Consider the following 24,875-nt stretch of genomic DNA (forward strand, 5'->3'; position numbering starts at 1 on the left):
AAGCTATACTGCCCACACTTTCTTAACGGACAAAAACACCGTTTCAGTTTCCCCCGCAGTAACAGGCAAAGCGAATTCATGCGACTCGAAAAATTCATATCTCAGCAACTGGAAGTTAGCCGTGCTATCGCCGGACGCGAAATCCGCGCCAAAAAAGTCACCATTAACGGCGAAGTCGTGCGCGATGCGGCTTACAAGGTATTGCCAGACGATGAAGTCGAATACGACGGCAATCCACTGGTGGTGCAGCAAGGTCCGCGCTACTTCATGCTGAACAAGCCGCAAGGTTACGTCTGCTCAACCGACGATCCCGATCATCCCACCGTGCTGTTCTTTATCGAAGAACCTGCGGCGTTCAAGTTGCATGCGGCAGGACGTCTCGATATCGACACCACCGGTTTGGTGCTGCTGACCGACGATGGTCAATGGTCACACCGCATTACCTCACCGAAGCATCACCTGGAAAAAACCTATCTGGTGGAAGTGGAAGAGCCGATCGATCCAGAACTGGTTGAGAAGTTCGCTGCCGGTGTACAGCTGCACAATGAAAAAGAGCTCACCAAACCGGCGGTGCTGGAGATTCTTGATGAGAAAGCGGCACGCTTGACCATCAGCGAAGGGCGCTATCATCAGGTCAAACGCATGTTTGCGGCGATGGGTAACCATGTCTCGGCGCTGCATCGCGAACGTATTGGTGACATCGAACTCGATGAAGATCTCGGTGAAGGTGAATATCGTGAATTGACGCAGCAAGAGGTCGACAGCATCGGCCTGCCAGAAGAACTCAAACAACGCAAATAGCGGGAGAACGCGGTGCGCAAGGAAAAGAATTCTCCGGTTGGTTTAGTGGTCATCCTCGGATTGCTGGCGATGTTGATGCCGCTTTCGATTGATATGTATCTGCCGGCCATGCCGCAAATCGCCCATGAGTTTGCGGTTTCGGCGGGCAGCGTGCAGATGACGCTCAACCTCTACATCCTCGGTTTCGCCATTGGCCAGTTAGTGTATGGCCCACTGGCGGACAGCTACGGACGTAAACCGGTGATTGTGCTGGGCACGCTGATCTTTGCCTGCGCCGCTGCGGCTTGTGCGCTGTCACAAACCATCGACCAGCTGATCTTTATGCGCTTCCTGCACGGCTTATCGGCCGCCGCTGCCAGCGTCGTAATTAACGCCTTGATGCGCGATACCTACTCGAAAGAGGACTTCTCGCGCATGATGTCGTTTGTGATGCTGGTGACCACCATCGCACCGCTGCTGGCACCGATTATTGGTGGCTGGCTGCTGTTGCTGTGGAACTGGCACGCCATCTTCTGGACGCTGGCGGGTGCCGCGCTGATCACCACGATGCTGGTGGTGACGCAAATCCGTGAAACGCTCAAGCCCGAACAGCGGCAGCGTTTTCATCTGCGTACCACCCTGGGTAACTTCGTGGCACTGGTACGCCACAAGCGTGCCTTCAGTTATATGCTGGCAAGCGGTTTCTCCTTTGCCGGATTATTCACCTTCCTCAATGCCGGTCCGTTTGTTTACATCGAAGTGAACCACGTTTCACCGCAGAACTTCGGCTACTACTTTGGCCTGAACGTGGTGTTCCTGTTCGTGATGACGCTGATTAATAGCCGCGCCGTGCGCCGCTTTGGTCCGGTGAAAATGTTCCGTTTAGGATTGGTGATTCAGTTCGCGATGGGCGTTTGGCTGTTGATCTCCAGTGCGCTGGATTTAGGTTTCCTGTCGCTGGTGTTTGGCGTGGCGATGTTTATTGGCTGCGTCTCAACGGTGTCGTCGAATGCGATGGCGGTGATTCTGGATGAGTTCCCGCACATGGCGGGCACGGCTTCTTCGCTGGCGGGCACGCTGCGTTTTGGTGTGGGTGCCTTAGTTGGCGCGCTGCTCTCATTAGTCAGCATTAACAGCGCCTGGCCGATGGTGGCTACGATTGCGCTGTGCGCCACCCTCTCGATTGTGCTGTTCACCTATGCTTCACGGCCTCAACAGCCAGCGTGATATCCCCAAGGTCACCATGAATGGCGGCCCTACATATCCTGAATCTTTCCGTAGGGTCGCCATTCATGGCGACCTGGCCTCTCTTAAATTTCTCCCCTCACTCGCTAATCCCCATTCATTCGTTATGCTTAATGTTTCCATTATGTGAAAATTTAGAGATAAAAAAGTAACGAGATTGCGTCTAAAATGATTGTTAACCGCAGCCGAACACGGTAAACATAGGCATAAATGTGAGAAGCCTCGCAAATTATAAATTGGCTACATGCTTTGTACTGAAAACGAGAAGGCAGACTGAGTGGGTTTTCTGAGCTAACCAGGTTGGGATTCACCACGTTGTGCCGTCGTCGTGAATAAAGTTAACGTCTCTGGGGGCCGTATATCTATGCTGCAACTTTCCGTTGTGCATCGCTTGCCACAACATTATCGCTGGTCGCTTGAACATGCAGGAGAAATTGAGCGTCAGGAAGCGGCGAATGGCGTGCATGCCGAAGATTTAGTGGTGCTGCGCCTGCTGAGCCACGATGGTCATCCAGCGCTGGAAATTCTGCACCAGCTGAAAGAAACGCTGGCGCAGATTCAGGTCGAGTGCAAAATCGCCCAGTGTGAAGGGCAACCTTGTCTGCTGATTCAACGCGATGACGAAAGCGCGACTAACTGCTGCCTGAAAAATCAGGGTGTCGCCATTGCCGAAACCTTTGACGGTCACTGACTCAGATCTTTTCCCTGCGCAGATGCCAGCAGCTGCCGCGTGTAATCGGCTGCTGGTGCGTTGAACAGCGCTTCGCAATCACCTTGTTCCACCACTTCGCCCTGACGCAGCACTATCAGCTGATGACAGAGTGCGCGTACCACCTGCAAATCATGACTGATAAACAGATAGGCGAGCTGATGCTGTTGCTGTAAACGACGCAGCAAGGTCAGAATTTGCTTCTGCACCGAGCGGTCCAGCGACGAGGTGGGTTCATCCAGCACAATCAGCTGCGGCTCAAGGATCAACGCGCGAGCGATAGCGATGCGCTGGCGCTGACCGCCGGAAAACTCCGCCGGATAGCGCGAACGGCTGTCGGCATCGAGTCCCACTTCCTGCATCACCGCAATCACCTTGGCTTCCTGCTCCACATCGCTAAGTTCTGGGCGATGTACCGCTAAGCCTTCCGCAATCACCTGTTGCACCGTCATGCGCGGATTGAGTGAGGAATTGGGATCCTGAAATACCACCTGAATGCGCTGGCGCAGCGGCAATAACTGCTTTGGCGACAGCTGGTGCAGCGGCTGATCGTCAAACCAGATCTCACCGCGCGCGGTGATTAAGCGCAGCAGCGCCAGGCCCGTAGTGCTTTTACCCGAACCCGATTCGCCGACCAATCCCAGGCTTTCGCCACGCCGCAGCGTAAAGCTGAGATCCTTGAGCGCCAGCTTCTCTGCCACGGTGCGACGCAGCAATCCACGCCGGATCGGGAAACCAACCTGCAGATTCTTCACCTGCAACAGCGGTTTAGGATCCAATAGCGGCACCGGTTGACCATCCGGCTCGGCGGCGATTAGCTCGCGCGTGTAGGGCTGCTGCGGCTGGCTAAACAGCACATCGCAGCGATTGTGTTCCACACCGCGACCATTTCTCATCACCGTGACGCTGTGCGCCAGCTGACGCACAATATTCAGGTTATGGGTGATGAACAGCATACCCATGTTAAGTTCCCGCTGCAGTTCGCGCAGCAGTTGCAGAATCTGTGCCTGCACCGTGACATCCAGCGCGGTGGTCGGTTCATCGGCGATCAGCAGCTTCGGCTGCGTCAGCAGCGCCATGGCGATCATCACGCGTTGTCGCTCGCCACCGGAAAGCTGATGTGGAAAATCCTGCAAACGCGATGCCGCGTTACGAATGCCGACGCGATCCAGGCAGCTGAGCATTTCGCCCCGCGCGGCTTCGCGCCGCATCCCGCGATGCACCGACAGCACCTCATACAGCTGCTTTTCCACGTTATGCAGCGGATTGAGCGACACCATCGGCTCCTGAAAAATCATCGCCATTTGGTTGCCACGCAGCCCGCGCATGGCGCGTTCGCTGGCCTGCAAAATATCCTGGCCGTTAAACAGGATTTCGCCTTGCGGATAGTTGACCGGCGGCTGCGGCAATAAGCGCATGATCGACAGCGCGGTCACGCTTTTACCGGAACCGGATTCGCCCACCAGCGCCAGCGTTTCGCCGGCATCAATGTGCAGCGAAATGTCGTCCACCACGCGGCGATCCTGAAAGGCCACCGCCAGATGATTCACCGTTAACAGGCTCATTTAGCGTCCTCGGCTCGGGTCAAAGGCATCGCGTACTGCTTCGCCGATAAAGATCAGTAACGACAGCAGCAGCGCGAGGGCAAAGAAGCCCGCCAGCCCCAACCACGGCGCCTGTAAATTGTTTTTGCCCTGAAGCAGCAGCTCGCCGAGCGATGGCGATCCCACCGGCAAACCAAAACCCAGGAAATCCAGCGAAGTTAGCGTGGTGATTGAGCCGCACAGGATAAACGGCAAGAACGTCAGCGTGGCGACCATGGCGTTTGGCAGCATGTGGCGCAGCATAATGCGGCTGTCGCTGACGCCGAGCGCGCGCGCCGCACGGATGTAATCGTAGTTACGGGCACGCAGGAATTCGGCGCGCACCACGCTCACCAGGCTCATCCAGCCAAACACCACCGTGACCAGCAGCAGCCACCAGAAGCCGGGCTGAATCACGCTGGAGAGCAGAATCAGCAGGAACAGCGATGGCATGCCGGACCACACTTCTATCAGCCGCTGGCCGACCAAATCGATGCGGCCACCGAAGTAGCCTTGCACCGCGCCGACCACGATGCCAATCACGCTGGAGAACAGCGTCAGCATGATGCCGAACAGTAATGAAATGCGTGTGCCATACAGCAGGCGAGCCAGCACATCGCCGCCGTTAGCATCGGTGCCGAGCCAGTTTTGCGCCGAAGGTGGAGAAGGGAAGGGCACATCGGTAGCGAAATTGATGGTGCTGTCGCTAAAGCGAATCGGTGCCCAAATCGCCCAGCCTTGCTGATTGATGCGCTGCTTCAGCCACGGATCCTGATAATCAGCGGGCGTAGAGAAATCGCCGCCGTAATCACTTTCGCTGTAGTTGAACAGCAGCGGCATGTACCAGCGCTGCTGATAATGCACCAGCAGCGGTTTGTCGTTGGCCAGCAACTCTGCGCCCAACGACAGGACAAAAATGATCAGGAAAATCCACAGCGACCAGTAACCGCGACGGTTATGGCGAAAACGCTGCCAGCGCTGTTGGTTAACAGGAGATAAGCGCATCAGCGTCCCTCAAAATCAATGCGCGGATCGACCAGCGTGTAGGTCAGATCGCTGAGAATGTTCATTAGCAGGCCAATTAACGTGAAGATGTAAAGCGTGCCAAACATCACCGGATAGTCGCGCTGGATGGTAGCGTCGTAGCCGAGCAGGCCCAAACCATTGAGCGAGAACATCACCTCAATTAACACCGAGCTGGTGAAAAACATGCTGATAAAGGTGGCGGGGAAACCGGCGATCACCAGCAACATGGCGTTGCGGAACACATGGCCATACAGCACGCGCTTCTCATCCAGCCCTTTGGCGCGCGCGGTGACCACGTATTGTTTGCGGATCTCATCGAGGAAGGAGTTTTTGGTCAGCATGGTCAGCGTGGCAAAACCGCCAATCACCGTGGCCAGCACCGGCAACGTGATATGCCACAGATAATCGGTGATTTTGCTGTACCACGGCAGCGCATCAAACTGCGGTGACGTCAGGCCGCGCAGCGGGAACCAGTCGAAGTAGCTGCCGCCGGCGAACAGCACAATCAGCATGATGCCGAACAGAAATGCCGGAATCGAATAGCCAATGATGATAAAGGTGCTGCTCCAGATATCGAAAGCGCTGCCGTTGCGCACCGCTTTTTTGATCCCCAACGGAATCGACACCAGATAAATGATCAAGGTGCTCCACAATCCCAAACTGATGGAGACCGGCAAACTCTCTTTGATTAGCTGCAGCACCGATGCGCTGCGGAACAGGCTGTCGCCAAAGTCAAAACGGATGTAGTTCCACAGCATTTCGCCGTAGCGCTGCAGCAGCGGTTTATCGAAGCCGTAACGATGCTTAATTTCCGCGATCACTTCCGGATCAAGGCCGCGCGCGCCGCGATATTGGCTGTCGCCGGGATTGTCGCGCACCAGCGATCCGCGCGCGCCGCTGTCGCCACTGCCTGAACCGGGAATGCCGGTGCTGTGACCAAATTGCACGTTGGCTAACGCCTGATCCACCGGACCGCCGGGCGCGATCTGCACAATAAAGAAGTTCAGGGTGATGATCGCCCACAGCGTGGGGATGATCAGCAGTATCCTGCGAAGAAAATAGGCTGCCAAACCGTGCTCCTCAGCGTCGATCGGCCGGCAATCGCCCGGCTTTGTTCACATCGTACCACCAGTTTTCCAGACCGGTAGCAAACGCGGGTTTAATCTCGGGATGGGAAAACTTGTTCCAATACGCCATGCGATCTTCCGCGCTGTACCACATCGGAATCATGTAAGCATTCCACAGCAGGATGCGATCCAGCGCCTGACCAAGCGGCAACAGCGCTTTCTTATCACCCTGATGCTCCACGATCTGCTGGACAAAATGGTCGACGATGGGATCTTTCACGCGCGGCGTATTCCATGAAGAGTTAATGAACTCAGACTGCCAGATAGTGCGCAAGCTGGTGGAGGGCCATGGCATCGCGTAATAGAGTGACGGAATCATGTCGTAGTCACCTTCGCGTAAACGCCGTAAATATTGCGAGCTGTCAATCTGGCGCAATGTGACCTGAATGCCAAGCCGTTGCAGGCTGTGCTGGAACGGCAGCGCCCAGTCGTTTTGCGTGCCGCTGCGCATCAGTAATTCGAAACGGAACGGCTGGCCGGTTTTCACGTTCACCAGCTGCTGGTTTTTAATCTCCCATCCCGCCGCTTTCAGCAGCTTCATGGCTTGCAACAGGTTGCCGCGATCGAAACCGCTGCCGTCGGAGTGGGGCGGGGCATACTCATTGTTGAACACTTCTGCGGGCAGCTGCGCTTTGTACGGCGCCAGCAGGATCAACTGCTCGGCTTTGGGATAGCCAAGTGCTGCATATTCGGTGTTCTGGAAATAGCTGTTGGTACGTTTATAAGCGCCATAGAACAACGCTTTATTCATCCACTCAAAATCGAACGCCAGGGTGATGGCTTCGCGCACGCGACGATCGGCAAACAGCGGCTTTTCGTTGTTGAAGGCCAGCCAGCGCGTGTCGGTGGAAACGGTGTTGGGAATGGTTGATTTGACGATGGCGTGACTATCAAAGTTACGTCCGCGATATTGCGTGGCCCATTTCCTGGCGGAACTCTCTTCGCGCAAATCGTAAGCGCCAGCTTTGAAGGCCTCGAACGCTACGTTGTCATCAAGATAATAGTCATAACGCAGGGTGTCGAAGTTAAAGCGTCCGCGATTGACCGGCAGATTGGCGGCCCAGTAATCTTTCACCCGACTGTACTGGATAAACTGACCCGATTTATACGAAGTGACGCGATAAGGTCCGCTGGCCAGCGGCGGATAACCAATCGGCTCATTAAACTTTTTGTTTTGCCAAAACTTTTCCGGAATAACCGGCAGCGTCAGCCAGCTGAGAACCCGATCTTTGTCCGGCTTCGGCATATCGATGCGCACGGTGAGGCGATTAAGCGCTTTAACGTGCACGTCGCGAAACGCCACGCGGAACTGGGGCACACCTTCCGTCATGAATTTCTGAAAAGTAAAAGCCACATCCTGCGCGGTAATCGGTGTTCCGTCCTGAAACTGCGCATGCGGATTGATCGACACTTCCATCCAGCGATAGTCATCGGGATAGCGCGCCGATTCAGCGATCAGCGGATAGTAGCTGCCAGGTTCATCATCGGAGGTGGTAAACAGGCCGTCACACAGCGTATCAGTGCCAATGCCGGGATTACCGCGCGAGGCGAAACGATTGAAGTTGTCGTAGGTGCCGACCACGGCTAATGTGATTTTGCCGCCTTTAGGCGCGGCGGGATTGGCGTAATCGTAGTGCGTGAAATTGACCGCATATTTAGGCTCGCCCAGTTTAGCAAAGGCATAGCTTTCGTTGATGGTTGCGGCATGCAGCGGCGCAATGGCGCTACAAAACAATAACGCTGTGACAAGACGCAGCAGCATAAGTGGGGCGTTCTCCTGTGGTGTTCCGCACTTTATGGTAGCAGTTTCATGGGGTTCGCGTGATGCTAACTCAGCACACGCTGGCGTTGGAAGTAACTGGCGAGTTTTTCAGGTCTTAGCGGTCGGCTAAACAGATAACCCTGTAAATGCGTCACGCCGCGATTCACCAGCCATGCCGCCTGGTCGCCGGTTTCTACGCCTTCTGCCACGGTTTTCAGGTTGAGTTTTTTCGCCAACAGCAGCACCGCATCAAGAACCGGCGAGGTGACGGTTTCCGTACCAATGCTTTGCACAAATCCACGATCGATTTTCAGGTAATCGAAGGGATATTTTTCCAGATAGATCAGCGCACTGTGTCCGGTACCAAAATCATCAATCGCAATTTTGAAATGGTTTTCGTGCAGCCAGGCGAAGATCTCACCGGCGTTTTTCTCTCCCACCATGGTGCGTTCGGTAATCTCAAACACATAGTTAAAATGATCAGGCGGCATGGCGTTAATCCATACCTGCACATCATGACGGAAACTCTCAGAGGCGAGATGCAGCGGCGAGAGATTGAGGCTCAGACGTGTGCCGCGCGGCAGTTGTTTACAGAGAAACTGTGCATCGCGAGCCACCAAGGTAAACAGATGCTGGGTGAGCGGAATAATCAGGTTTTGCGCTTCGGCGTAGCTAATAAAGGCATCCGGCGGAATCATGCCTTCAGTGGGATGCTTCCAGCGCAGCAGCGCTTCCACGCCGTATGGTTGTCCATCATGCGCGGTGACCAGCGGTTGGTATTCAACGTGAAACTGGCCACGTTTGATTCCCTGCATAATCTCTTTACCCGGACGCTGATGTCGAGTCAGCAATAGCCAACTCAAAGCGGAAACCAGTAAGGAAAATAATATCCCAGTCAGCAGCGTCAGTGAGTAATCGCGTGGCGCTAAAGTGCTGCCAAACAGTACAAAGTGTAGGTCGCTATTGTTAAAAGCTATTTCATGCAGCGATGCAGGCAAATCACTGGCGTGCACCACTTTGTTGCTGCCGCTGAGTAGCGCTTTATTGCCGATCACCAACGCCATGCCGGTGATTTCGGGATGATAGGAAGCCAGCAACTGATAAGGCGTCAGGCTGATGTTCATGGTGGCCAGAATGCCGGTCTCTGCCGAACCTGGATTTTTCAGCCAAAGCGCCAGCGCCGGTTTCGTTGGCAGCAATGGCGTGCCTTCCAGTAAGCGCATATCGCGATCGCGTTCCAGTTCAGATTCAGGCGATATCGCGTTGGCAGCCAACAAAAAACTGCCTGTTGCAGAAGAGCAGTAAGCATTACTGTCGCGGACCAGCAGGATGGCGCGGATATTTCCCGCAAACGCAGCGCGAGAAGTCAGCTCACGGCCGACGCTGCTGCAGGTTAATTGTGTGTATTGCTGCAGTGGATAAAGCGTATCCACCAGGGTTGTAATGACTTGTTGTAAATCGTCACGGCTGTGCGCCAGTAGTTGTTGGTGTTGTTGTACGCGTTTTTGCCAGGTCAGCGTTAACAGGACGGTGACAAATAGCAGAAAAAACAATGTGCCGATGATTACGCTACTCCAGGCGATGCGTCTTGAGTAGCTGGCGTGGTGTTTTAATGTCCCCGAAAGTGGCATGGAGTGTATTCCCCTTGTCTTGCCATTTTTTATTATGTTTATCACTTTGGTCATTACCCAGAGTCCTGCCGACATCGCTGTAATCACGGCGTCTGAAGGGCGATATTTGGGTATCAGGAAGTCAACGAGAATATAACGAGAGCGCGAAGAATGTCTCGTTATATTTTTGATTCTCAATTACTTTTATCGATTAGATTTGAGTTAAAAACCGTGGGCGAAAAAAAACGCTGCCGGGGCAGCGTTTTCTGATTCTCTGGCTGAGAGGATCTTCAAAAGAATACGTTAGCTCGGGTTTTTAGCGAGAACCCGACGCGCTTCACGATAACGGTTTTTCCAATAACTGTCGTTCAGATTGGAAATCATCACGCCACTGCTGGTGGATGCGTGAACAAAGTTATCGTTGCCGAGATAGATGCCGACGTGGCGCCCGGTAGAACCGGCGCGGAACAGCACTAAGTCACCTGCGCGCAATTTATTGCGTGAAATCTCTTTGCCGGTGTCTTGCTGTTCTGACGTTGAGCGTGGCAAATCTAAACCAAACTGCTCGCGAAAGGTGCGCTGAACAAAAGCAGAACAATCAATGCCGCGTTTGGTATCGCCGCCTAAGCGATAACGGACACCTTTCCAGTCACTGTACTGTTCCATGATGCGGGACTTAACGTCCACGTTCTGCACCATCTGTTCAAATTCGTCCTGAGACGCTTGAAGTAAAAAACCATTCTGGTTGTTAACTTCATGATTCTCGTTATTCGCGTTCTGACCGTTATGGGTGCTGCTACATGCTGATAAAAGTGTTGCCAGAGCAACTGCGGGAATGATCCGCCTGAGGTATCTCAGTATTGGTTGAGACTTGACCATTGTACGTGAATTCCTTCGGTTTCCTTACGACAGAATGTCGTCAGCCAGATGACAAAACGGGTTGAGATTAATAAGGACGGCCGTCTAAGACAAATCCTTAATTACTAAAATGTGTTAATGCACACATTTTTGTAGCTTTAAGCACCGCATTTTATGCTGTTGCTTACTAATCGGATTTGAGGTTAACCGATTACAGACCGCGTGGCGAGTGCTTTTATATAAATATTCAAAGGTTTTTTCGATGTAAAATCAATCTGTAACACAATGGCTAGTTTATCAACAATTGGCAGCGATTTAATAACCAAACAGCGGTGGAATAAGGGGGTAATTCTGGCGCTAAGGCCGATTTTAAGAGGGTTCGGGCTGGACAGAATCAGATAAAGGCTATTGTTCCGCGTTTTTCATCATAATCTTTTCTTTTACCTGAATAATGTTAGTTTGCTAATAGTTTATTCAGGTTTTAAATAAGCGCGAGCGATCGACTTTTTCTTCTATGATCACTCGCGCTTAACAATTACCGGCGCGGCTTATATTTGCCCGGCAACGAACGGTCCAGCCAATTGACGAGCTTGTCGCTGAATGGCGTTAACAGGCACCAGCTCATACCAACCAGCACCACCGACAATGAACCAACAGCGATATCAGTAAACCAGTGCGCACCCGCCATCACGCGTGGCAGCGCAAACACCACGCTAATCGCCAGGCCTACCAGAAACGCGCGGAAGCCGAAATAGCGCCACATAAAGCAGGTGAAGATCATCAGCATCATGCCGTGGTCGCCTGGGAAGCTATCTTTCGAGGCATCTTTGGCTGGGATGCCGGTCAGTTCGCTGACGCGATGTACATTGTCAAAGAACAGCGTTGGGCTGGAGTGTTGCACCGGCAACAGATGGCCGAGCTGGTTCAGGATCACGGCGCTTAGCAACATGGTGATGCCAATCGCGAGCATGCGGCGGCGGCCTTGCGGTGTTTCGCGACGCCAGAAGCACAGATACAGCGCACCCATCGCCAGCAGTGAAACCAGATCGAAGCCGCGAAAGTTAGTGATGGCCACTAACAGCGCGAAGCCGTGATGGTCAACCATCTGGTCATTGAAGCCATAAAAGATGGCTTTATCGATACCAAACCAGAATCCGTGATCGGGCGGCAGGTACCATGAAATAAACAGCATTATCCCTAGCGCATTCAGCAGCAGGATGGTGATTAATCGTGACGCGCGCATAAAAAAATAAATCCAAAGTGAAAATAACGGGGCAAGCTAACGCACCTAATTTAAACGAATCTTCAACAAGGCGCTCTGCAAAAGGTTCCAGTCTACGGGCTGATGATGGATTAATTCGATGCGGCTATCCGGCGGCGTAGTAGGGCGCGTTTCGATAAACAGGTCTTCGCCCTGGCGATTGATGTTGACTAAACCGTCCGCCGTGCGCAGTACGCCTTTTACGCGATCCACCGGCGCAAGCCGCGCCCACTCTAGTGCGGCAATAGTATCAAACACGGTTTCCTCATCAAAAATCCAGCCGCAGGAAGCATAACCCTGGCCTTCATTGAGCGCCCGACGCCAGCGCGCCTGACCATCCAGTTTCAGTGCGGCTAAGCCCTGAGGACGTGAAGCAGGGTGGTGGTGAGCTGCATCGGGAACCGCACGATCCGCCAAGGCGGGTTGGGTCAGCAGCGCGGGATCGATCGCACCCCAGGCCGCTTCGACCAGCTGGCGTTCACCTAAAAATTGCTGCTGCCAATCCTGTAAACGCAGACGATCCTCGTCGCTCCAGCGATCGCTTTTGTTCGCCACAATAATATCGGCCGCCACCAGCTGATCGCGGAAGTTCTCATTCTCCACCACGCGCGCGTCGGCGAGTTGGCGCGGATCGAGCAGCGTTAAGGTGGCATCCACCTGAATCCAGGGTTGATAGACCGCAGCACGCAGCATGTTCAGCAACTGTTTGGGATGGCCAAGGCCGGTAGGTTCGATAATCAGACGATCGGGTTTCGCCTGCTTCAGCAGCATGTTCAGCCCAACCTGCAGCGGCAAGCCGTTAACGCAGCACATGCAGCCGCCGGGAATCTCTTTCAGCGTGGCACCACGATCGGCGAGCAGTGCGCCATCGATGCCAATTTCGCCAAATTCGTTGACCAGAATCGCCCAGTTTTCGTCGGCGGGTTTGTTGGCTAACAGATGCAGCAGCGTGGTGGTTTTTCCGCTACCGAGAAATCCGGTGATGAGGTTTACGCGCGTCACAAAAGGGCTCCCAAAAAAAGAGAATAAATCGCGCGCGGATGAGGAGCATCCGGCGCGCACGGCCTTGTTATACTATAACAATCACCGGCGGCCGGACGGAAGCACGTTATGCGTCAGCGCGTCCCATGTAACGACGTTCTGCAATATGAATACGGATGCGTTCGCCATTGCTCAGATATTCTGGCACCTGAATGGATAAACCGGTGCTCATGACAGCGGGTTTGGATCGCGCGCTGGCGGAGGCACCTTTGATGCCCGGTGAGGTATCAACAATTTCCATATCGACGGTTTGAGGCAGTTCAAGTGCCAATACCTGGCCGTCCATCGTCAGCACCTGAATGCCGGGAATGCCGCCTTCAGGAATAAACAGCAGCTCTTCTTCGATTTGATCTTTTTTGAAGTTGTACGGCGTGTAGTCTTCATCATCCATAAACACATACTCATCACCATCTATATAAGAGAAGGTGACGGCGCGGCGGCTAAGTGAAATGGCGTCAATAATATCGTCGCCTTTAAAGCGCTCTTCCACTTTCAGGCCAGTGCGAACATCGGTAAAACGCATTTTGTAGAGCGTCGCGGCACCGCGAGCACTTGGGCTCTGTACATCAATGTCTTTCACCAGCAACAGTTTGCCGTTCCAGGTGACAGCCATCCCTTTTTTGATCTCATTTGCCTTTGGCATGGTGGTTTTCTCGCTGACAGGAGGTTAATGCGCGTCACGTTACTCGTGCGGCGAAAAACTGGCAAGCGAGGCAATGTAAAATTGTTGCCGGTGCATGGCATTCGCGGCCTCAGACTGTTATTGTCGCGGCGAATTGTTTACAGGAGCGCATGATGTTTTGTCGTGACCAGTGCGGTGCCTGTTGCACAGCCCCCTCAATTTCATCCCCGATTCCTGGCATGCCGCACGGCAAGCCGGCCAACACGCGTTGCGTGCAGCTCGATGAGCAGCAGCGCTGCAAAATCTTTGGTTCACCGCTGCGTCCTGCGGTCTGCGCCGGCTTACAACCAAGCGCGGAAATGTGCGGCAGCAGCCGTGATAGCGCGATGACGTTTTTGTTAAAACTGGAAGCCGATACTGCACCTTGAACCGGTTGCTGACGCAGAGCTGAAGAATTTGGCTTAATGCCGCTGGTCTGTACAGCAAAAGCATCAGCCTGACTGTCCGTAAAAATCTTAAATCCAACATGAAGTGTGCGGAACGTCAAAAATCTGCTACTCAGATCGCGCATTTTCTTGCCTGCTGTACGTGGCTGTACCATATTCCCTGAAACGTTTCAGCGTTGTCATTCCGGCTAAGTCCGCGATGCAGAGCATTTTTTTTCAACACCTAGCTGAAACGATTCAACACAGCAAGCGAGGAGAGATATGTTCCAGCTCGAAGTTCAGGCCATTCATACCGGTGCTAGCGCACAGAATAAAGAAGAGGCCATTCGTCAGGTTGCCGCTGCGTTGACCGCTGCGGGCAATGTGGCCGAAGGCTACGTTAACGGCATGCTGGCGCGCGAACAGCAAACCACCACTTTCCTGGGTAACGGGATTGCCATTCCGCACGGTACCACCGACACCCGCGACCTGGTACTGAAAACCGGTGTACAGGTTTATCAGTTCCCGCATGGCGTGGATTGGGGCGAGGGGCAAACGGCGTATGTGGCGATCGGTATTGCCGCCAAGTCTGATGAACACCTCGCGTTGCTGCGCCAGCTCACCCACGTCTTAAGCGACGACAGCATTGCTGAACAGCTGAAAACCGCCTCGGCGGAAGATCTGCGTGCCTTGCTGATGGGCGAAAACCAGGCGGCAGAATTCAAATTCGATACCTCGCTGATTGCCGTTGATGTGGCGGCCAGCGATTTAATCACCTTACAGGCTCTGAACGCCGGTCGTCTGCAGACTGCTGGCGCGGTGGACGCGTCCTTTATTGCTGATGTGATTTCCCGCGCACCGCTAAGTCTGGGTCAGGGCATCTGGCTGAGCGACAGCGCCAACGGCAATCTCGGCAGCGCAGTGGCAGTCAGCCGCGCTGTTAGGCCATTCCAGCATCAGGGCGAAAACGTCGCGCTGTTGCTGACCGTGGCGGCTAACGATCAGCGTCCGCTGGAAGTGCTGGGCTACCTCAGCAACCTACTGTTGACCAACAAAGCTGAACGTCTGCTGAAGGCCGATGCAGCCGGGATTCTGGCGCTGCTGACCAGCGAAGTCGATGAAGCTGCCGAGCTGCTGACCGCTGAGTTCACCATCCGCAATGAACACGGTCTGCATGCGCGTCCGGGTACGGCGCTGGTTACCGTGATCAAACAGTTCAACAGCGATATCACCGTGACCAATCTCGATGGTAGCGGTAAACCGGCTAACGGCCGTAGCCTGATGAAAGTCGTCGCGCTGGGCGTGAAAAAAGGCCATCGCCTGCGCTTTACCGCCAGCGGTGATGATGCGCAGCAGGCGCTGAACGCGATTGAAGAAGCCATTAACGCCGGTTTAGGCGAGGGGGCAGCATGAGTCGTCGTGTCGCAACAATTACCTTAAACCCGGCTTACGATCTGGTCGGTTACACGCCAGAAATTGAGCACGGTGAAGTCAACCTGGTGAAAACCACCGGCCTGCACGCGGCGGGTAAAGGCATCAACGTTGCCAAGGTGCTGAAAGATCTTGGTATCGATGTCACCGTCGGCGGTTTCCTCGGTAAAGAGAATCAGGACGGCTTTCAGCAGCTGTTCAGCGAGCTCGGCATTGCTAACCGTTTTCAGGTGGTGCAGGGCCGTACGCGTATCAACGTCAAGCTGACCGAAAAAGATGGCGATGTGACCGACCTGAATTTCTCTGGCTTTGAGGTCACCGCGCAGGATTGGGAGCGCTTCACCGCTGATTCACTCACCTGGCTGGGCCAGTTCGACATGGTGTGCGTCAGCGGCAGCTTGCCAGCCGGCGTGGCGCCAGAAGCGTTCACTAAATGGATGAGCGATCTGCGCACGCTGTGCCCTTGCATCATCTTCGACAGCAGCCGCGAAGCGCTGGTTGCCGGTCTGAAAGCCGCGCCGTGGCTGGTGAAACCGAATCGCCGCGAGCTGGAGATTTGGGCTGGTCGCAAATTGCCTGCGCTGCAGGACGTGATCGGTGCTGCACATGAACTGCGTGAGCAAGGTATTGCGCACGTGGTGATTTCTCTCGGTGCGGAAGGCGCGCTGTGGGTGAATGCCTCCGGCGAATGGATCGCCAAACCGCCCGCTTGCGAAGTGGTCAGCACCGTGGGTGCCGGCGATTCGATGGTCGGCGGCCTGATTTACGGCTTGCTGATGCGTGAATCCAGCGAGCACACGCTGCGTCTGGCGACGGCAGTGGCGGCGATGGCCGTCAGCCAAAGCAACGTTGGCGTTAAAGATCGTACCCAGTTGGCCGCGATGATGGCGCGCGTCGACTTACAACCCGTTAACTAACAGCAGGAGAGCGATAATGAAAACGCTGCTGATAAAAGATTCTTCACTGGGACTGGCTTCAGGACATCTGGCGCTGGAACGTTTACGCGCGACGGCGGCACAAGCCGGACTGAAGCTGACCGATAATGCCGCCGAAGCGGAACTGGTGCTGGTTGCTGGTCATAATGCGCCGCACGACGCAGAGCTGGCGGGTAAATCGCTGGCGCTGGTGGATGTGCAGCAAGCGCTGCGCGATCCGCTGGCGGCAATCAATCAAGCCAAAGCAAGTGCCAAAACCTGGCAGCCTGTTGCTGCAACCGCTGCCGCGCCAGTGGCGGCGCAGAGCGGTGGTCAGAAACGTATTGTGGCGGTGACCGCTTGCCCTACTGGCGTTGCGCACACCTTTATGGCTGCCGAAGCTATTCAGGCCGAAGCGACTAAGCGTGGCTGGTGGGTGAAAGTCGAAACCCGTGGTTCTGTGGGCGCTGGCAACGCGATCACGCCAGAAGAAGTGGCGGCAGCCGATCTGGTCATCGTCGCGGCGGATATCGATGTGGATCTGGCGAAATTTGCCGGTAAGCCGATGTACCGCACCTCAACCAGTCTGGCGCTGAAGAAAACCGCGCAGGAGCTGGATAAAGCGCAGGCTGAAGCGAAAACCTATCAGCCGAGCGGCAATCAGGCGGCCAGCGCACAGGGCGACAGCAAAGAGAAAGCCGGTGCCTATCGTCACCTGCTGACTGGCGTGTCCTACATGCTGCCGATGGTGGTCGCGGGTGGTTTGAGCATCGCGCTGTCATTCGCCTTTGGTATCACCGCATTTAAAGAGCCGGGCACGTTAGCGGCTGCATTGATGCAAATTGGTGGCGGCAGCGCCTTTGCGCTGATGGTGCCGGTTTTGGCCGGTTTTATTGCCTTCTCGATTGCGGACCGTCCAGGTCTGACGCCAGGTTTAATTGGCGGCATGATCGCCACCAGCATTAACGCCGGTTTCCTTGGCGGCATCATCGCCGGTTTCATTGCCGGTTACGCCGCGAAGATGCTCAGCAGTAAAGTAAAACTGCCGCAGAGTATGGAAGCGCTGAAACCGATTCTGATCATTCCGCTGGTAGCGAGTTTGATAACCGGTTTGCTGATGATTTACGTGGTTGGTAAGCCGGTTGCTGGCATCATGACTGGCCTGACAACCTGGCTGGCAAACATGGGTACGGCGAACGCTGTGCTGCTGGGCGCGATTCTCGGTGGCATGATGTGTACCGACATGGGCGGTCCGGTGAACAAAGTGGCTTATGCATTTGGTGTTGGTCTGCTCAGTTCACAAACCTACGCACCGATGGCAGCCATTATGGCAGCCGGTATGGTGCCACCGCTGGCGATGGGCCTGGCGACGATTGTTGCGCGTCGTAAGTTCAACAAAGGTCAGCAGGAAGGCGGTAAAGCGGCGCTGGTGCTTGGTCTGTGCTTCATCTCTGAAGGTGCCATTCCGTTTGCAGCGCGTGACCCAATGCGTGTACTGCCGTGCTGTATCATTGGCGGCGCGGTAACCGGTGCGATTTCCATGGCGATTGGCGCGAAACTGATGGCACCGCACGGTGGCCTGTTCGTTCTGCTGATTCCAGGCGCGATTACCCCAGTGTTGGGTTATCTGATGGCGATTGTGATTGGTACTGCGGTGGCAGGCCTTGGCTACGCCATCCTGAAACGCCCGGAAGAAGAGCTGGTAAAAGCAGCGTAATCTTCGCCAGACATGAAAAAGGGAGCTTCGGCTCCCTTTTTGTTTTTTATCAGATAATTAACCCTGCTGCTCTGACTTCAGCCACGCAATCTCATCCTTCCAGATATCCGGATTGATGGTTTCCAGAATCATTGGAATGCCGTCAAAACGCTTATCCTTCATCAGCCAGCTAAATGCGGTTTTGCCGATATTGCCTTCACCCAAACTGTGATGGCGGTCGACGCGACTGCCCAGCGTGCTCTTGGCATCATTCAGGTGCATCCCGCGCAGATACTGGAAACCGACGATGCGCTCAAAATCGCTAAACGTCTCAGCGCAGGCTTCTTCGGTACGCAGATCGTAACCACCCGCAAAGGCGTGGCAGGTATCAATGCACACGCCAACGCGCGACTTATCTTCCACGTGTTCAATAATGGTAGCGAGGTGTTCGAAGCGGAAACCGAGGTTGCTGCCCTGACCGGCGGTGTTTTCGATCACCGCCACCACGCTGCTGGTTTTATCCAGCGCGATGTTGATCGATTCGGCGATACGCTTCAGGCACGCTTCTTCATCAATTTGCTTAAGATGGCTGCCGGGATGAAAGTTCAGCAAGGTCAAACCTAACTGCTCGGCACGTTGCATCTCATCGAGGAAAGCTTCGCGCGATTTCTCCAATGCTTCCATCACCGGATGGCCAAGGTTAATCAGATAGCTATCGTGCGGCAGGATCTGCGCAGAGCTGAAGTTGTAGCGATCGCAGGCGGTTTTGAACGCATCGATCACTTCCCCTGACAGCGGTGCTGCTTTCCACTGGCGCTGATTTTTAGTGAACAAAGCAAACGCGGTGGCTTCGAGTTCGTGGGCACGGATAACTGCCTGGTCCACGCCGCCTGATGCACTGACGTGTGCGCCGATATATTTCATGCCGCTCTCCTGATTGGGCGATTGCTACTGCAAAGCGCCCACTATAGCGGATGCGATTACGCCATGAAATGTTGCACCAGCACATTGAGTGCTCCGCCGCCAACGATCAACCAGCCAAACATAATCAAGCCGAGCAGCAGCGGTTTCAAACCGGCCTGCTTTAAGGCACTGAAACGTGTGGTTAAACCCAGCGCCGCCATCGCCATCGCCAGCAGCAGATTCGCCAGCTGATTCAGCGCACTAACCACGTTAGCTGGCAGCAGATGCAACGAGTTAAACAGCGCAACCACAATAAACAGCAATGCGAACCACGGGAAACTGATCGCTTGTTGCTGCGCGCTGTGACGACGCTGACGCTTCAGCCAACTGCCCAGAATCAGCAAGAAGGGTGCTAACATCATCACGCGCAGCATTTTGGCAATCACCGCACTATTTTCAGTTTCTGCGCCCATCGCATGGCCAGCTGCGACAACCTGCGCCACTTCATGCAGCGTCGATCCGGTAAAGATGCCGAAATGTTCTGCACTGACAGTTGGCAGCAGCGACCACAGCAGCGGATACAGCACGATGCCAACGGTGCCAAACAGCACCACGGTGGCAACGGCTACCGCCACTTTTGACGGCGCAGCTTTAACGATAGGTTCACTCGCCAGCACCGCCGCCGCGCCGCAAATGCTACTGCCCGCACCAATCAGCCACACGGTTTCACGGTCCATCTTCAACAGCCGAATGCCGATAAAACAGGTCAGCAGGAAAGTGGAACTGAGGACCAGCGCATCGATCAGAACGCCGCTTAGACCAACATCAGCAATCTGCTGCACGGTAATACGAAAGCCATACAAGATGATGCCGAGGCGCAGCAAGCGCTGTTTCGCCAGCAGCACGCCGCTGTCACAGGCTCCGGCAATCTGCGGATAAAGGCTGTTGCCGAGTACGATGCCCAAAATAATCGCTAACGTCAGCGCACCGAATCCGGCACCGGCCAACCATGACTGATTGCCAAGCCACGCCGCGATACCGGCAATCGCGATGGTCAGCAGCAAACCCGGTAGCCACTGATGCAGATGAAACGGGGTTTTATTCACGCTTAGCTCAGCCATACTTTTTCTCCTGTAGGGGCGCCATTTATGGCGACCTTCTAACATTCAATCTCTGCCTCAAGCGTGCGCCGCACTGGTATAAAAGTAAAATTGATAATATATTTATAATTAACCAGAATAAGTAATATGCGAGGAACACATGCACATCACGTTGCGTCAGATTGAAGTGTTTACCGAAGTGCTGAAAAGCGGCTCGACGACGCAGGCTTCGCAAGTGCTGGCGCTGTCGCAGTCGGCGGTGAGCGCCGCGTTAGCGGATTTGGAAAACCAGCTTGGCGTGCAGCTGTTTGACCGCGTCGGTAAGCGGCTGGTGGTGAATGAGCATGGACGTTTGCTCTATCCGCGCGCCGTGGGTTTGATGGAGCAGGCGGGCGAAATCGAACAGCTGTTTAAAGAAGATAACGGGGCGATTCGCCTGTTCGCTAGCAGCACCATCGGCAACTACCTGCTGCCAGGCATGATTACCGCCTATCGCCGTGATTTTCCCGCGCTGCCGCTCGAGCTCAGCGTCGGCAACAGTCAGGATGCAATTAATGCGGTGGCGGATTTTCGCGTCGACATCGGCTTGATCGAAGGTCCATGTCACGAGCTGGATATTATCAGCGAGCCGTGGCTGGAAGATGAGCTGGTGGTCTTTGCCGCGCCGGATGCTGCCATCCTGCAACAGCCGATTACGCTGGAAACACTCGCCGCCGCGCCGTGGATTCTGCGCGAGCGCGGCTCAGGTACGCGCGAGATCGTGGATTATCTGCTGCTGTCGCATCTGCCACAGTTTCAACTCGGCATGGAGTTGGGCAACTCAGAGGCGATTAAACATGCGGTGCGTCACGGCATGGGCATCAGCTGTTTGTCGCGGCGGGTGATTGAAGATCTGCTGGAAGCCGGCACGCTGGTGGAAGTATTGATCCCGCTGCCGCGCCTGACGCGCACGCTGTATCGCATCCATCATCGGCAGAAGCATGTCTCTAAAGCGTTGAACCGTTTCCTGTCGTATTGCCGCGAATAATCGCAGCGCTTAACACGCTGCGGCTAATAATTCCTGGCCGATCATGAAGGTAACTAATAACCCGACGTGAATGCTATACAGCTTGGGGCTAGCTGCTACAATCTCGCCTCATTTTTATCCAGCATAGCGTTTACACATGCATAATGACTCAAAAACAACACAACAACCTGGATTACGCCGGGAATTAAAAGCGCGTCATCTCACCATGATCGCCATTGGTGGCTCCATCGGTACCGGCCTGTTTGTCGCCTCGGGTGCCACCATTTCTCAGGCCGGACCTGGCGGCGCGCTGCTCTCCTATGCGCTGATTGGCCTGATGGTCTACTTCCTGATGACCAGCCTCGGCGAACTCGCGGCATTTATGCCGGTTTCTGGCTCTTTCTCCACCTACGGTTCGAAATACGTTGAAGAAGGCTTCGGCTTCGCGCTGGGCTGGAACTATTGGTACAACTGGGCGGTCACCATCGCCGTTGACCTCGTCGCCTCGCAGCTCGTCATGAACTACTGGTTCCCGGACACGCCCGGCTGGATCTGGAGCGCACTGTTCCTCGGCCTAATGTTCCTGCTCAACTACATCTCCGTAAAAGGCTTCGGCGAAGCGGAATACTGGTTTTCGCTGATCAAAGTGACCACCGTCATCATCTTTATTGTGGTGGGCGTGCTGATGATCTCCGGCATTCTGCGTGGCGCAGAAAACGCGGGCTGGCACAACTGGACCGTCGGCGAAGCGCCATTTGCCGGTGGATTTGCCGCGATGATTGGCGTGGCGATGATCGTCGGCTTCTCCTTCCAGGGCACCGAACTGATTGGTATCGCGGCCGGTGAATCTGAGGATCCGGCGAAGAACATCCCGCGCGCGGTGCGTCAGGTGTTCTGGCGAATTCTACTGTTCTATATCTTCGCCATTCTGATCATCAGCCTGATCCTGCCGTACACCGATCCGAAGCTGCTGCATAACGACGTCACCGATATCGCTATCAGCCCGTTCACGCTGGTGTTCCAGAATGCCGGTCTGCTCTCAGCGGCGGCGGTGATGAACGCGGTGATTCTGACGGCGGTGCTGTCGGCGGGTAACTCCGGCATGTACGCCTCAACGCGCATGCTGTTCAACCTGGCACGCGAAGGCAAAGCGCCACGCATTTTCGGCAAACTGTCGAAAGGTGGCGTGCCGCGTAACGCGCTGATTGCCACCACCGTGGTGGCGGGACTGTGCTTCCTGAGCTCGAAATTTGGTAACCAGGAAGTTTACCTGTGGCTGCTGAACACTTCGGGTATGACCGGCTTTATCGCCTGGTTGGGTATCGCCATCAGCCATTACCGTTTCCGTCGCGGTTATATCGCGCAGGGTCACAGCCTCGCCGATTTGCCGTACCGTTCGGGCTTCTTCCCGCTGGGACCGATCTTCGCCTTTATTCTGTGTCTGATCATCACGCTGGGGCAGAACTATCAGGCGTTCCTTGCCGATCGCATTGATTGGTATGGCGTCGCCGCAACCTATATTGGTCTGCCGCTGTTCCTGGTGATTTGGTTGGGTTACAAGCTGACACGCGGCTCGCGCTTCGTGAAATACAGCGAGATGGAATTCCCGACGTTTAAAGAGTGATTGTTGTACGAAGGTCGCCATAAATGGCGATACGACAATCCTGGAAAGTGCGCAATGATGCGCACTTTTTTTTGGATTTTGTTACTCAGATTGAATTGATAATTATTATCACCTGCACTATTGTGGCTGCCGTTATGATTTCGACAAGAAACGGGTAGAACAATGCGTACCACCGACGCCACGCTGCTGGCGGAAAACGGCCTCGAAACCGATACCATCACACATTATCGTCAGGTACTGCGCCAGCGACTGTTGTTAATTGGCGTGCTGGTGCTGGCGATACTGGCCTCAGTGATTCTGGATTTCACGCTCGGCCCGGCTGGGCTCTCCCTCGATACCTTATGGCAATCGCTGACCCATCCCGATGCGGTCGATGCGGGTACGCGCGTGATTGTCTGGGATATCCGTTTACCTTACGCCTTGATGGCGGTGGTGGTGGGCTTCTCGCTTGGCCTTGCCGGTGCAGAGATGCAAACCATTCTGAATAACCCACTTGCCAGCCCGTTTACGCTCGGCGTCTCGTCAGCGGCGGCCTTTGGTGCGGCGCTGGCGATCATTCTCGGCATCGGCATTCCGGGCGTACCGGATCAGTGGTTTATCTCCGCCAACGCCTTTGTGTTTGCGCTGTTTGCCGCCTTGATGCTGGATGGCGTGACGCGCTGGACCAAAGTCTCAACCTCTGGCGTGGTGCTGTTTGGTATCGCGCTGGTGTTCACCTTCAACGCATTAGTGTCGATGATGCAGTTCATCGCCAGCGAAGATACCTTGCAGGGCTTGGTGTTCTGGACCATGGGCAGTCTCGCACGCGCGTCGTGGGAAAAGCTCGGCGTATTAACCGCCGCCTTTGCCATCCTGATTCCGTTCTCGATGCTCAGCAGCTGGAAGCTGACCGCGCTGCGCCTCGGCGAAGATCGCGCGGTCAGCTTTGGTATCGACGTGCGCCGTCTGCGCCTGGCGACACTGCTGCGCATCAGTATTCTCTCCGCGCTGGCGGTGGCCTTTGTCGGTCCGATTGGCTTTATCGGTCTGGTCGCGCCGCATATTGCACGCATGATGTTTGGTGAAGATCACCGCTATTACCTGCCAGCCAGCGCGCTGGTCGGTGCGCTGGTGCTGTCGCTGGCCTCGGTGGCGTCGAAAAACCTGATTCCCGGCGTGATCATTCCGGTGGGGATTGTGACGTCGCTGGTCGGCGTGCCGTTCTTCCTCAGCATTATTCTGCGTCATCGGGGGACGGTGTAATGGAACAGGGATTACGTCTGAGTCATTTCTCCGCCGGTTACCCGAAGCGCAAGGTGATTGAAGATCTTAACGTGCCGGAACTGCCGCAGGGCAAAATCACCGTGTTGCTCGGCCCCAACGGCTGCGGCAAATCAACGCTGCTGCGCGCGCTGGCTGGTCTCGGCAAAGGGCAGGGCGAGCTGTGGCTGAACGGTGAAGAGCTGATGGGCCAGCCGTTTGCGCGTCGGGCGCAGCGTGTGGTTTATCTACCGCAAAGTCTGCCAGCGGGCGTGCATTTGCATGTGCTGGAGTCGATTATCGTGGCGCAGCGCGCGTCGGGTGGCTTACACAGCGCCTCGAGCGAAGCGGAGATCATGCATCTGCTCGAGCAACTCGGCATCGCGCATTTAGCCATGCGCTATCTCGATCAGCTGTCGGGCGGACAGAAGCAGTTGGTTGGCCTGGCGCAATCGCTGATTCGTCGCCCGGAACTGCTGCTGCTGGATGAACCGCTCAGCGCGCTGGACCTCAACTACCAGTTCCACGTGATGGATCTGGTACGTCGTGAAACCCGACTGCGCAATATTGTGACGGTGGTGGTGGTGCACGATATCAACATCGCGCTGCGTCATGCGGATCACGCGCTGATGCTGAAGGATGGCAATCTACTGGCGGACGGCGAGCCATCGCAGGTGATTACGCCAGAGACGCTGGCGCAGGTGTATGGCGTGCGCGGCCGTATCGAGCACTGCTCACGCGGCATGCCGCAGGTGATGATCGACGGGCTGGCGGAGACGTTGGTTTAGTTGGGTGCTCGCTGTCACCATATAGTGCACGCTGTCCCCCATCCCGGCCTTCCCCCGTAAACGGGGGAAGGAGATGCTGCCACATGCAGCTTCCAAACTCACATTTTGCAGCATCTTCCTCCCCC

Annotated in this window: 22 protein-coding genes; 11 read left to right on the forward strand and 11 right to left on the reverse strand. The window is 55.1% G+C overall.

All coding sequences use genetic code 11. The annotated features are described in order from the left end of the window. Positions 1-78: 78 nt before the first annotated feature. The 3 genes from rsuA (at position 79) to RTM06_RS08720 (ending at position 2,716) form a co-directional block, all read left to right on the forward strand. Positions 79-801, forward strand: a complete 723-nt coding sequence (rsuA, locus tag RTM06_RS08710) for a 16S rRNA pseudouridine(516) synthase RsuA (protein WP_061717809.1) — start codon at positions 79-81, stop codon at positions 799-801. A gap of 12 nt (positions 802-813) precedes the next feature. Further along, complete coding sequence (locus RTM06_RS08715) at positions 814-2,007, forward strand: Bcr/CflA family multidrug efflux MFS transporter (protein WP_256696931.1); 1,194 nt, start codon at positions 814-816, stop codon at positions 2,005-2,007. Between the two features lie 382 nt (positions 2,008-2,389). After that, positions 2,390-2,716, forward strand: coding sequence for a hypothetical protein (locus tag RTM06_RS08720; protein ID WP_008105027.1), 327 nt, complete (start codon positions 2,390-2,392; stop codon positions 2,714-2,716). On the opposite strand, the gene yejF is transcribed toward RTM06_RS08720, so the two are convergent. From yejF to yeiP, 9 genes are all read right to left on the reverse strand, one after another. After that, on the reverse strand, positions 2,710-4,299 hold the full coding sequence (gene yejF, locus RTM06_RS08725; RefSeq protein WP_312181463.1) for a microcin C ABC transporter ATP-binding protein YejF: 1,590 nt from the start codon (positions 4,297-4,299) through the stop codon (positions 2,710-2,712). The two genes, RTM06_RS08720 and yejF, sit on opposite strands and share 7 nt — an antisense overlap. Then, positions 4,300-5,322 (reverse strand): ABC transporter permease, encoded by a 1,023-nt coding sequence (locus RTM06_RS08730; RefSeq protein ID WP_061717806.1) that lies wholly within the window; start codon positions 5,320-5,322, stop codon positions 4,300-4,302. After that, on the reverse strand, positions 5,322-6,413 hold the full coding sequence (locus tag RTM06_RS08735) for a microcin C ABC transporter permease YejB (protein WP_312181466.1): 1,092 nt from the start codon (positions 6,411-6,413) through the stop codon (positions 5,322-5,324). Before RTM06_RS08735 ends, RTM06_RS08730 begins: the two co-directional genes overlap by 1 nt. A gap of 10 nt (positions 6,414-6,423) precedes the next feature. Next, positions 6,424-8,232, reverse strand: a complete 1,809-nt coding sequence (locus RTM06_RS08740) for an extracellular solute-binding protein (RefSeq protein ID WP_312181468.1) — start codon at positions 8,230-8,232, stop codon at positions 6,424-6,426. A 65-nt stretch (positions 8,233-8,297) separates the two neighbouring features. Next, positions 8,298-9,863 carry a cyclic di-GMP phosphodiesterase gene (locus RTM06_RS08745; protein ID WP_312181470.1) on the reverse strand — a complete coding sequence of 522 codons (1,566 nt, stop codon included), beginning with the start codon at positions 9,861-9,863 and terminating at the stop codon, positions 8,298-8,300. A gap of 282 nt (positions 9,864-10,145) precedes the next feature. After that, positions 10,146-10,721, reverse strand: a complete 576-nt coding sequence (gene mepS, locus RTM06_RS08750; protein WP_008105015.1) for a bifunctional murein DD-endopeptidase/murein LD-carboxypeptidase — start codon at positions 10,719-10,721, stop codon at positions 10,146-10,148. Between the two features lie 514 nt (positions 10,722-11,235). After that, positions 11,236-11,943: a phosphatase PAP2 family protein gene (locus RTM06_RS08755; protein WP_154181557.1), complete on the reverse strand. Its 708-nt coding sequence runs from the start codon at positions 11,941-11,943 to the stop codon at positions 11,236-11,238. Between the two features lie 45 nt (positions 11,944-11,988). After that, a complete protein-coding gene (locus RTM06_RS08760; protein WP_312181474.1) occupies positions 11,989-12,963 on the reverse strand; it encodes a GTP-binding protein in 975 nt (324 codons plus the stop codon). A gap of 106 nt (positions 12,964-13,069) precedes the next feature. Beyond that, entirely contained in the window at positions 13,070-13,645 is a 576-nt protein-coding gene (yeiP, locus tag RTM06_RS08765; protein WP_256696917.1) for an elongation factor P-like protein YeiP, read from the reverse strand. A gap of 152 nt (positions 13,646-13,797) precedes the next feature. On the opposite strand from yeiP, the gene RTM06_RS08770 reads away from it, so the two are divergent. The 4 genes from RTM06_RS08770 (at position 13,798) to fruA (ending at position 18,111) form a co-directional block, all read left to right on the forward strand. Further along, the gene (locus RTM06_RS08770; RefSeq protein WP_008105007.1) at positions 13,798-14,052 is read left to right on the forward strand and encodes a YkgJ family cysteine cluster protein; all 255 of its coding nucleotides are present in this window, start codon (positions 13,798-13,800) and stop codon (positions 14,050-14,052) included. Positions 14,053-14,331: 279 nt separating this feature from the next. Continuing rightward, entirely contained in the window at positions 14,332-15,462 is a 1,131-nt protein-coding gene (gene fruB, locus RTM06_RS08775) for a fused PTS fructose transporter subunit IIA/HPr protein (protein ID WP_312181476.1), read from the forward strand. After that, positions 15,459-16,397, forward strand: coding sequence for a 1-phosphofructokinase (gene fruK / locus RTM06_RS08780; protein ID WP_256696914.1), 939 nt, complete (start codon positions 15,459-15,461; stop codon positions 16,395-16,397). Before fruB ends, fruK begins: the two co-directional genes overlap by 4 nt. 16 nt (positions 16,398-16,413) lie before the next feature. Further along, the gene (gene fruA / locus RTM06_RS08785; protein ID WP_312181478.1) at positions 16,414-18,111 is read left to right on the forward strand and encodes a PTS fructose transporter subunit IIBC; all 1,698 of its coding nucleotides are present in this window, start codon (positions 16,414-16,416) and stop codon (positions 18,109-18,111) included. A 57-nt stretch (positions 18,112-18,168) separates the two neighbouring features. On the opposite strand, the gene nfo is transcribed toward fruA, so the two are convergent. Together nfo and RTM06_RS08795 are read right to left on the reverse strand one after the other, a co-directional pair. Further along, the gene (gene nfo / locus RTM06_RS08790) at positions 18,169-19,014 is read right to left on the reverse strand and encodes a deoxyribonuclease IV (RefSeq protein ID WP_312181480.1); all 846 of its coding nucleotides are present in this window, start codon (positions 19,012-19,014) and stop codon (positions 18,169-18,171) included. Between the two features lie 56 nt (positions 19,015-19,070). Then, entirely contained in the window at positions 19,071-20,114 is a 1,044-nt protein-coding gene (locus RTM06_RS08795) for a YeiH family putative sulfate export transporter (protein ID WP_312181482.1), read from the reverse strand. 139 nt (positions 20,115-20,253) lie between these two features. Here RTM06_RS08795 and yieE point away from each other — a divergent pair, with 139 nt between their 5' ends. The 4 genes from yieE (at position 20,254) to RTM06_RS08815 (ending at position 24,750) form a co-directional block, all read left to right on the forward strand. Further along, a complete protein-coding gene (gene yieE, locus RTM06_RS08800) occupies positions 20,254-21,120 on the forward strand; it encodes a DNA-binding transcriptional regulator YeiE (RefSeq protein ID WP_312181483.1) in 867 nt (288 codons plus the stop codon). Positions 21,121-21,256: 136 nt separating this feature from the next. After that, the gene (locus RTM06_RS08805; protein ID WP_312181485.1) at positions 21,257-22,723 is read left to right on the forward strand and encodes an amino acid permease; all 1,467 of its coding nucleotides are present in this window, start codon (positions 21,257-21,259) and stop codon (positions 22,721-22,723) included. Positions 22,724-22,885: 162 nt separating this feature from the next. Next, entirely contained in the window at positions 22,886-23,965 is a 1,080-nt protein-coding gene (locus RTM06_RS08810) for an iron ABC transporter permease (protein WP_312181487.1), read from the forward strand. Beyond that, positions 23,965-24,750, forward strand: a complete 786-nt coding sequence (locus RTM06_RS08815) for an ABC transporter ATP-binding protein (RefSeq protein ID WP_008104987.1) — start codon at positions 23,965-23,967, stop codon at positions 24,748-24,750. The genes RTM06_RS08810 and RTM06_RS08815 overlap by 1 nt, the downstream gene beginning before the upstream one ends. Positions 24,751-24,875: the final 125 nt, after the last annotated feature.

It is taken from the genome of Pantoea sp. CTOTU46764 (genome assembly GCF_031974595.1).
In the GTDB taxonomy this organism is placed as follows: domain Bacteria; phylum Pseudomonadota; class Gammaproteobacteria; order Enterobacterales; family Enterobacteriaceae; genus Pantoea; species Pantoea trifolii.

Excerpts from the sequence above, each read along its gene's own strand:
- RTM06_RS08720 (WP_008105027.1), top strand. The coding sequence starts at position 2,390 with ATGCTGCAACTTTCCGTTGTGCATCGCTTGCCACAACATTATCGCTGG.
- RTM06_RS08810 (WP_312181487.1), top strand. The coding sequence starts at position 22,886 with ATGCGTACCACCGACGCCACGCTGCTGGCGGAAAACGGCCTCGAAACC.
- fruA (WP_312181478.1), top strand. The coding sequence starts at position 16,414 with ATGAAAACGCTGCTGATAAAAGATTCTTCACTGGGACTGGCTTCAGGA.
- RTM06_RS08805 (WP_312181485.1), top strand. The coding sequence starts at position 21,257 with ATGCATAATGACTCAAAAACAACACAACAACCTGGATTACGCCGGGAA.
- RTM06_RS08745 (WP_312181470.1), bottom strand. The coding sequence starts at position 9,863 with ATGCCACTTTCGGGGACATTAAAACACCACGCCAGCTACTCAAGACGC.
- rsuA (WP_061717809.1), top strand. The coding sequence starts at position 79 with ATGCGACTCGAAAAATTCATATCTCAGCAACTGGAAGTTAGCCGTGCT.
- RTM06_RS08730 (WP_061717806.1), bottom strand. The coding sequence starts at position 5,322 with ATGCGCTTATCTCCTGTTAACCAACAGCGCTGGCAGCGTTTTCGCCAT.
- fruB (WP_312181476.1), top strand. The coding sequence starts at position 14,332 with ATGTTCCAGCTCGAAGTTCAGGCCATTCATACCGGTGCTAGCGCACAG.
- RTM06_RS08770 (WP_008105007.1), top strand. The coding sequence starts at position 13,798 with ATGTTTTGTCGTGACCAGTGCGGTGCCTGTTGCACAGCCCCCTCAATT.
- fruK (WP_256696914.1), top strand. The coding sequence starts at position 15,459 with ATGAGTCGTCGTGTCGCAACAATTACCTTAAACCCGGCTTACGATCTG.
- RTM06_RS08795 (WP_312181482.1), bottom strand. The coding sequence starts at position 20,114 with ATGGCTGAGCTAAGCGTGAATAAAACCCCGTTTCATCTGCATCAGTGG.
- yieE (WP_312181483.1), top strand. The coding sequence starts at position 20,254 with ATGCACATCACGTTGCGTCAGATTGAAGTGTTTACCGAAGTGCTGAAA.
- RTM06_RS08740 (WP_312181468.1), bottom strand. The coding sequence starts at position 8,232 with ATGCTGCTGCGTCTTGTCACAGCGTTATTGTTTTGTAGCGCCATTGCG.
- yeiP (WP_256696917.1), bottom strand. The coding sequence starts at position 13,645 with ATGCCAAAGGCAAATGAGATCAAAAAAGGGATGGCTGTCACCTGGAAC.
- RTM06_RS08815 (WP_008104987.1), top strand. The coding sequence starts at position 23,965 with ATGGAACAGGGATTACGTCTGAGTCATTTCTCCGCCGGTTACCCGAAG.
- nfo (WP_312181480.1), bottom strand. The coding sequence starts at position 19,014 with ATGAAATATATCGGCGCACACGTCAGTGCATCAGGCGGCGTGGACCAG.
- mepS (WP_008105015.1), bottom strand. The coding sequence starts at position 10,721 with ATGGTCAAGTCTCAACCAATACTGAGATACCTCAGGCGGATCATTCCC.
- RTM06_RS08755 (WP_154181557.1), bottom strand. The coding sequence starts at position 11,943 with ATGCGCGCGTCACGATTAATCACCATCCTGCTGCTGAATGCGCTAGGG.
- yejF (WP_312181463.1), bottom strand. The coding sequence starts at position 4,299 with ATGAGCCTGTTAACGGTGAATCATCTGGCGGTGGCCTTTCAGGATCGC.